Below are 7476 nucleotides of genomic sequence, written 5' to 3'. Positions count from 1 at the left end.
TTCCCTGGCAAGGTGTGCATAGCCCATACGCCCCTCAATCTTTGGTTGGATGGAGAGGCTAAAGGGCTATACCACCTTGCCTTTTCATTCAACTTTGAGGGTGTTGCACTTGCAAGTTGAATCCGCCAGGTGTGCATGCTCTAACGCCGCATAAAAGTGCAGCGCGCCGCAACGTGCGTAGATTCTGCCGAAAATCGCATCTTTCGGCAGAATGGCAAATTGAACTGTGAAGCATTTCAAAAATACTCTGATACCGGCTGACCGCGCCGGATGCTGCCCCAAAGCAGCCACATCCTTATGGTCGCGGTCTCAGGTCTGCAAAGGCAAATGCCATTGCAGACTTGCGCACGTGGGCGCATTATCTTGCGTGCCGCGCGGGCGAAGCAAAAAATCCGTCCATATTGCTGGCCCGCCAGCGCACGCATTACAGATATGCGCCCCCCACCATGCCGCAAACCCTGACCAATTGCAAAAAATCAGCTCAGGCTCAGAGCACTGTTACCTTTGCAAAAGGCCATATGCTCTAACGCTGCACGAGAGTGCTGCGCGCCCAACATGGCGTGGATTCTGCCGAAAATCGTATCGCTCGGCTGAATGACGCATTGAAACGTAAAGCATTGCAACGTCGCTCTGATCCAGATGCAAAACGGCCCCATATTCAAAGGAACATGGGGCCGAAACGGGAATTTTCAGGCGCAGGCGCTCAGCGCTTGCCGTGGTAGCCGCGCAGTGTTGCGGCTTCTTCGGCGGCCTGCGCCACAGGCGCGGGCACAATGGTCTTGCCTATGGGACACAGGGCCAGGGCGGCCAGTTTCACATGCTGCCATGCGAAAGGAATGCCGATAATGGTCACCGCGCAGCATGCGGCGGACACAAGATGCCCCATGGCAATCCATATGCCCGCGAACAGCAGCCAGATGATGTTGCCCACTGTGCCGAACACGCTCGTGCCCACATCTGGGGAGCCTGTCAGCACGTCGCGCGAAACGGGCATCTTGCCAAAGGGGAAAAAGGCGAAGTTGCCCATGACAAAACACGCTCGCCCCCAGGGGATGCCCACAATGGAGATAAAGCAGAGCACGCCGAACAGCCACCACATGAGGCCCATAAAAACGCCGCCCAGCAAAAACCACAGCGCGTTGCCAAGGCAGCCCAGGGTACTGTTCATACATGTTCTCCCAAATCAGGGTACGCCGCGTTAAAGAGCACGTTCAGCTGCGGTTGTTCTGGCGGCGGCGTGAGCAGGCGTTCGCCGTGAATGCCGCCCTGCCCAGGAGCATCTGCCCTTGAAATGCTCGAGTACGGCAGGCAAAAGCCTGCCTGCGCGCATTTTGTGGCAAGGATTTTCAGAAAAATCCTTGCAGAGCAGTTTACTCACTGCCTTTGTTAACGGCTCTAGAAGTGCACCACGACCTGTTCAGTTTCGCCGCCGTCGACCTTGCTGCGGCGGGCCACATCACCGATGTGCCAGGCGCGCAGGTTGAAGGCCTGGATGCGGCTGATGGCCTCTTCACTCTGATCAGGGGGCAGTACCATCACATAGCCTATGCCGCCGTTGAAAATCTGCAAGATTTCCGGCCAGGAAAGGTCGCCCGTTTCCTGGAGCCAGCGAAAGACCGGAGGCATCTGCCAACTGCCAAAATTGATGCGGGCTTCAACCTGGGCAGGCAGCACGCGGGGGATATTGTCATAAAAGCCGCCGCCGGTAATGTGGGCCATACCCTTGACCTTGAGGTCGCGCAGCAGGGAGCGCACGGCTTCAACGTAAATGATGGTGGGCGCCAGCATGACTTCGCGCACGGTGGCCCCATCGGCTCCGGGAAACGCGTCGTCAGGCTTGAGGCCGCTTTTTTCCAGCACCTTGCGGGCCAGGGAATAGCCGTTGGAGTGCAGACCGGATGAGGCAATGCCCACGATGTGGTCGCCAACCTGGATGGCCGAACCGTCGATAAGCTTGGCATTGTCTACGATGCCCACGCAAAAGCCCGCGAGATCGTATTCGCCGGGGGCGTACATGTCGGGCATTTCAGCGGTTTCACCGCCAAGCAGGGCGCAGTCGGCCTGACGGCAACCTTCGGCCACGCCGCCGATGACGGTCTGCGCCGTATCCACGTCAAGCTTGCCTGTGGCAAAATAATCCAGAAAGAACAGAGGGTTGGCCCCCTGAACCAAAATATCGTTGACGCTCATGGCCACCAGGTCGATGCCCACGGTATCGTGCTTGTCAAAAGCAAAGGCCAGCTTGAGCTTGGTGCCCACGCCGTCCGTGGAGGAAACCAGCACAGGTTCGCTCATGCCGCTGAGGTCAGGCCGGAACAGGCCGCCAAAGCCGCCTATATCTGAAATGACACCCCTGGTCTGGGTGCTCTGCACCATAGATTTGATGCGTGAAACAAGGGTGTTTCCCGCTTCAATGTCAACGCCTGCCTGCGTATAGGCTTTTGCGCGATCGCTGGACATCCGTAGCCTCCTTTGGATTGGCGTTCTTTAGCAGATTTTGCCGCAAAGCCCAAGCGACTTTTTTGCCACTACGCCGCCCTGACTTTTCCCGCCATGCTTTTTCCCTTCATCGCGCCGTGAGGAGGCTGCCGTATTTTTTTCACCAGCGCGCCGCTCCTGCCATTTTTCGTAGACCAGTTTCGCCGCCACTGCTAGAGTAAGACCGGGAAAGAACATGCGCATACTACCATCAAGCAAGAAGGTAGCCATGAAAAAACTTACGTCCATATGTCTGCTGTGCGCACTCTGCGCTCTGTGGGGCGTCCGCCCTGCTCCGGCTGCCGCGCGGGACGGGGAATACGCCCCGCCGCCCGGACAACAGGGCGGAGCACAGGTATGGGGCACGCAAGACCTTGAAGGCGGCCCCGACCGCCGGGCACATACAAACACATGGCGCGACGGCAATGGAGACATTGTCACTTCAGTTGTGCCTCCACCGCCGCCTGCGCAGCCGCAACAATGGAATGGGCCCATCTATGTCACCCCCTGGGTATCGCCCGACGGCAGCTATACCGTCGGCGGACAGGGCGGCGTCTACCCTGGCGGGCCTTATCCTGGCGGGCCGCTCCCCGGAGTGCCCTACCCCGGCGGCCAGTATCCCGGCGGCCAATATCCCGGAAATACTTATCCGGGGGGGCAATATCCCGGCGGCCAGCGGCCCGGCGGCTATCCCGGTGACGGACAGTATCACGGCGGCCAGCGTCCCGGCCATCAGCAGTCCGGCGGCGGCCATAATGCCCCGTACCCAGGCCAGCGGCCCGGCGGAGCTCAATCCGGCGGCCCGCAATCCGGAGAGGCGCAATCGGGCGGGGGGGCCGACAACTGGCAGCAAGACCCCTATTTCAACAGCAATCCACACCCCGGCGGCCCCTCCTGGCCCACGGACGGGCCGCGCCCCGGCCCCAACCCTTCACAAGGGCCGGGCAATACCCAGCGGCAACCCTCACCGACCAACAACCACAATACCTACGGCAATCAGGGCTATGGCGGGCAAGGCTACGGGCCCGGATATAATCAGGGTTACAATCAGGGGTACGGCCAGCCATACGGGCAGACCTATGCCCCGCCCACGCTCAACCAGAGAGCCAATGAAGAGGCCGATATTCTAGCAGATGAACAGCAATGGCAACAGCAGGGCGATCCGCAGGATATGCAGCAAGGCATGCCGCAGCCGTGGGGGCCGCCCGTGGGCATGCCGCCGCAGGGCCATAATCAGGGCTATGACCAGGGCTATGGCCAGCGCGAATACAACCAGCCGGGCTACAACGGACAGGACGCGCGCCAGGGCCAGCCCGGGCAATGGCAGCAGCCCCCACCGCCCCAGAGCGGAACCGCACCCGCAGTGCCCTACAGCACCATAACTCCCAACACTTCCGCAGGGGGGCGCTGATATGCAGGCACTGCTCTGGCACGCGCTGGACGGCGTGCACAAAGGTTCCGTTCAGTGCGATCTATGCGCCCACGGCTGCCGCCTGAAAAAAGGGGATAAAGGCCTGTGCGGCGTACGCGCCAATAGCAACGGTGAACTGGTCACGCTTGTGGGCAACGTCGTTACGGCCGTCAATATGGACCCGGTTGAAAAAAAACCGCTCTACCATTTTTTGCCTGGCTCAAGAACATTCTCCATTGGCAGCGCAGGCTGCAATTTTTCATGCAAATACTGCCAGAACAGCAGCATCGCCCATATTCCCCCCAGCGGTATCGTGCCCGGTAAAAGGGCAACGCCCGAAGACCTGGTGGTGCTCGCGCAAGAAAATCATGCGCGCAGCATGGCCTTTACCTATAATGAGCCCACGGTATTTTTTGAACTGGCGTATGAAACGGCCGGGCTGGCCACCACCCGCGACATCCGCTGCCTGCTCGTGACCAACGGCTACATGTCGGAGGAATGCCTGCGGGCCTTCAGTCGCCGCGTCTGCGCCGTCAACGTGGACCTCAAGTCGTTTCGCGACAGCTTTTACCGGCAGTATTGCGGGGCGCGGCTGCAACCTGTGCTTGATAATCTCAAAGCCATGCGTAAACTCGGCTGGTGGCTGGAAGTTACCACCCTTGTCATTCCCGGCGTCAATGACAGCGCCGCCGAACTCAAGGAGGCGGCAGCCTTCATCCATCAGGAACTGGGAGCCCACACGCCCTGGCACCTTTCGGCCTTTCACGGGGCGCACCAGATGGCCGACCATCCCTCCACCCCACTCTCCAAGCTGGAAGAGGCCTGGAGCATTGGCCGTCAGGAAGGCCTGAATTTCGTATACATCGGCAATGCGCTGAGCGCCATGGCCAGCAATACCTTTTGCCCAGAATGCGGCATACTGGTCATTGAGCGCCAGGGCTACAGCGTAACCATGCATACGCAGGCGGGCGCACCGGGCGTTTGCCCTTCCTGCCATACAACACTGCCCGGAGTCTGGACCTGATGATTCTTGTATATACTGGCGACGGCAAAGGAAAAACCAGCGCCTGCACAGGGCAGGCCGTGCGCGCCCTGGGTCAGGGCATGAAGGTGGCTTTTGGCCAGTTCATGAAGCGCGACGGACAGGCCGGGGAGCAGACCATGCTCTCGCAGTGGCTTGGGCCGCGCTTTGTGGCCGGTGGCCTCGGTTTTTTGCGCAGGGATGAAGACCGCCCAGCGCACAGGCAGGCCGCCCTGCGCATGCTTGACTGGGCGCGGGAACAACTGGCCCATGTGGACATGCTGGTGCTGGACGAAACCCTGTACGCCCTAAGCGCGGGCATTCTGACACAAGAAGAAGTGGAAGACCTGCTCGCCCGCGCCCGGCAACAGGAAAAACACCTGGTGCTCTCGGGCCGCAACGCCCCGGACTGGCTGGTGGAAGCCGCAGACCTTGTCACGTCCATGACGGAAATCAAGCACCCGTGGCGCACCGGCATCAAGGCCAGCCCCGGCATCGAATATTAGGGGAAGAAGGAAATACTTTGTAGGGGAGGGACCCTTTTGTAAAAGGGTCCCTCCCCCACGCCCCCTCCCCCTAAAACTTTTATTGTATTTTAACGCATTTTACCGTTGAAAAAGATCACATGCGCGAACGCTGCACGAGAAAGCAGCGCACCACAACGTACGGTAAAAAGGATTTTTCATGGCGTCATTGACCATTTACGTGGCTGGCTCATTCAAACATAAACACGGCGTGCGCCTTCTGGGACGCGAACTGCGCGGCATGGGCTGCCGCATTCTTGACTGGACGGAAAAGGCCGTGCCGCCCCCCGGCCTCACCCCCGCCGAACGCCGCATCTGGATGGATACGGACAGGGACGGCGGGCAGGTCTACAGCTTTTGCCGGGACGCCTGCATCAAGGCGGATATGGTTATCTATTACGGAGCTTCCGGGCAGGACGCCGGGGTGGAAGTCGGCCTGGCCGCCGGGGCCGGAGTTCCGGTGCTGGGCATACGCGGCCCCCTTGAAGGGCCCGGCCTTATGCTGCATGGGGCCGTCAGCCTCTGGACCGACAGCATCGAGGAGGCCCTTGAAGCCATGTCCACCCTGCTGCGCCACAAGGAAGAAGGCTGGAAAGACCTGGCCGCCGAACCCTGCGAGGGACTGCGGCGCATGGGCCAGGCCTTGCGCAACGGCAGAGCCTGAACAGGCTGCGCCCTCGGACTGACTATTCGCCTACCCACGAAAAGGCTATTCGCCTACTCACGGAAAGGCTATTCGCCTGTCAGGGGCCGCTTTTTTTCAAAACGCACGTCGCCATTCGGGTAGCTGGCGGCGGGCTTCCAGCCCAAATGCGCGTAAAACCCGCTGGCCCTGCTCCTGCCGTCCGTTTCAAGCCAGATGGTTTCGTGCTGGCGAAAAAGGCTGGCCTCAGCCTTGGCCATAAGCCTCTGGCCAATACCGCGCCCTTCCCATTCCGGCAGAACAAAGGCGGCAAAAACGCAGCCTTCCTCCGCGTCAACCATGACAAAACCCACAGGTTTGCCATCCGCTTCGGCCAACCATGCGCAGGGCTCGGCCGTGATGGCCTCCCGTATGACGTCGGGCGTGATGCCCATAGCCGCCATCTGTTCCAAAGAAAGATGGTTTTCTTTCACGCTGGTGCGGATGTGAAAAACAGCGTCCACATCCGCCTCCGTGGCGGGTCGTATGTGTATGGCGGCGTCGCTCATGATTGTTCCTCTTTCCGCTGCGGTCTGCGCCAGACATGCGAAATCATGAAAAAGGATGGCCCGGTTTGTAACGACGCTTGCGCCAAACCGGGCCATCCTGCTGATTTTGTTGTTCGTCAGTGCCCGCGTCAGGGCAGATCGTTGCTTTCCAGACCGCCCGCAGAAGCCCCCCCGGAAGAAGCGCTGCCGGAACGGGCAGGTGAAGATGCGGGGGTCGTGTTCATGCCGCCCGCTCCGCTACCAACCTCCATACCCTCGCCAGCGAGGCCCGCGCCATCGTGCTGCTCAGGCGTACTTGTGCCAAGCTGGCCGACCTTTTGCGGCAACATCAGATAGCTCGTCACGGAAGTTACGCCGGGTACGCCGCGCGCGGCCTGAATGGCCAGCTGCTTTTCGGCGTCGTCCTTGACCACGCCCAGCAGCACCACACGGCCAGAATTCACTTCCGTATCAATCCGTGACGACGAAAGCCCCTTGGTGCCGATGAGATCCTTACGCAGCCGCGCGGCAAGCAGCATGTTGTTGCTGTCGCTGGCGAGAGGGGTAAACCAGTGCGGCGTGATGGAAAGGGGCTTGTACTTCTGGGCAACGGTTATGGCCTTGCCCTGCATGTCCGCCGGGATCTCGCCCACAAGAAACACGTGACGGTAAAAACTGTACACCGCAATAGACCAGCCCCCGGTGAAGCTTTCATCCATAAGGGCCGTCTTGATCTTGGTGGCCATGGCCTTGTCGTCCGAAATGGTGTCAACAAGGCGTTGGTCGTCGATGATACCGTAGCCGCCGTAAGCGCAGCCGCTCAGGCCCGCCAGCAGCAACAGCAGCAGAATAAGCGTCAGGCGTTGCATGAC

9 protein-coding genes are annotated in these 7476 nt (G+C 60.2%); 4 read left to right on the top strand and 5 right to left on the bottom strand.

The window, feature by feature from the left end; all coding sequences use genetic code 11:
* Positions 1 to 703: 703 nt before the first annotated feature.
* From BCS36_RS03445 to BCS36_RS03435, 3 genes are all read right to left on the bottom strand, one after another.
* On the bottom strand, positions 704 to 1168 hold the full coding sequence (locus BCS36_RS03445) for a YccF domain-containing protein (RefSeq protein ID WP_291301530.1): 465 nt from the start codon (positions 1166 to 1168) through the stop codon (positions 704 to 706).
* Positions 1169 to 1395: 227 nt separating this feature from the next.
* Positions 1396 to 2460 carry a phosphoribosylformylglycinamidine cyclo-ligase gene (purM, locus tag BCS36_RS03440; protein ID WP_291301529.1) on the bottom strand — a complete coding sequence of 355 codons (1065 nt, stop codon included), beginning with the start codon at positions 2458 to 2460 and terminating at the stop codon, positions 1396 to 1398.
* A gap of 27 nt (positions 2461 to 2487) precedes the next feature.
* The gene (locus BCS36_RS03435; RefSeq protein WP_291301528.1) at positions 2488 to 2709 is read right to left on the bottom strand and encodes a hypothetical protein; all 222 of its coding nucleotides are present in this window, start codon (positions 2707 to 2709) and stop codon (positions 2488 to 2490) included.
* Between BCS36_RS03435 and BCS36_RS03430 the strand changes: the two genes are divergently transcribed.
* The 4 genes from BCS36_RS03430 (at position 2708) to BCS36_RS03415 (ending at position 6098) form a co-directional block, all read left to right on the top strand.
* Positions 2708 to 3889 carry a hypothetical protein gene (locus tag BCS36_RS03430; protein ID WP_291301527.1) on the top strand — a complete coding sequence of 394 codons (1182 nt, stop codon included), beginning with the start codon at positions 2708 to 2710 and terminating at the stop codon, positions 3887 to 3889. The two genes, BCS36_RS03435 and BCS36_RS03430, sit on opposite strands and share 2 nt — an antisense overlap.
* Position 3890: 1 nt before the next feature.
* The gene (gene amrS, locus BCS36_RS03425) at positions 3891 to 4913 is read left to right on the top strand and encodes an AmmeMemoRadiSam system radical SAM enzyme (RefSeq protein WP_291301526.1); all 1023 of its coding nucleotides are present in this window, start codon (positions 3891 to 3893) and stop codon (positions 4911 to 4913) included.
* A complete protein-coding gene (locus BCS36_RS03420; protein WP_291301525.1) occupies positions 4913 to 5416 on the top strand; it encodes a cob(I)yrinic acid a,c-diamide adenosyltransferase in 504 nt (167 codons plus the stop codon). The genes amrS and BCS36_RS03420 overlap by 1 nt, the downstream gene beginning before the upstream one ends.
* A gap of 178 nt (positions 5417 to 5594) precedes the next feature.
* Positions 5595 to 6098, top strand: a complete 504-nt coding sequence (locus tag BCS36_RS03415) for a translation initiation factor 2 (protein WP_291301524.1) — start codon at positions 5595 to 5597, stop codon at positions 6096 to 6098.
* 68 nt (positions 6099 to 6166) lie between these two features.
* Here the strand turns inward: BCS36_RS03415 and BCS36_RS03410 are convergent, their stop codons facing one another.
* A complete protein-coding gene (locus tag BCS36_RS03410; protein WP_291301523.1) occupies positions 6167 to 6625 on the bottom strand; it encodes a GNAT family N-acetyltransferase in 459 nt (152 codons plus the stop codon).
* Positions 6626 to 6753: 128 nt separating this feature from the next.
* Positions 6754 to 7473, bottom strand: a complete 720-nt coding sequence (locus tag BCS36_RS03405) for a BON domain-containing protein (RefSeq protein ID WP_291301522.1) — start codon at positions 7471 to 7473, stop codon at positions 6754 to 6756.
* Positions 7474 to 7476: the final 3 nt, after the last annotated feature.

The sequence above is a fragment of the Desulfovibrio sp. MES5 genome, from assembly GCF_002237645.1.
GTDB lineage: Bacteria > Desulfobacterota > Desulfovibrionia > Desulfovibrionales > Desulfovibrionaceae > Desulfovibrio.
Note: the sequence above shows the minus strand (reverse complement) of the source record. Positions and strands in the feature narration are given on the sequence as shown.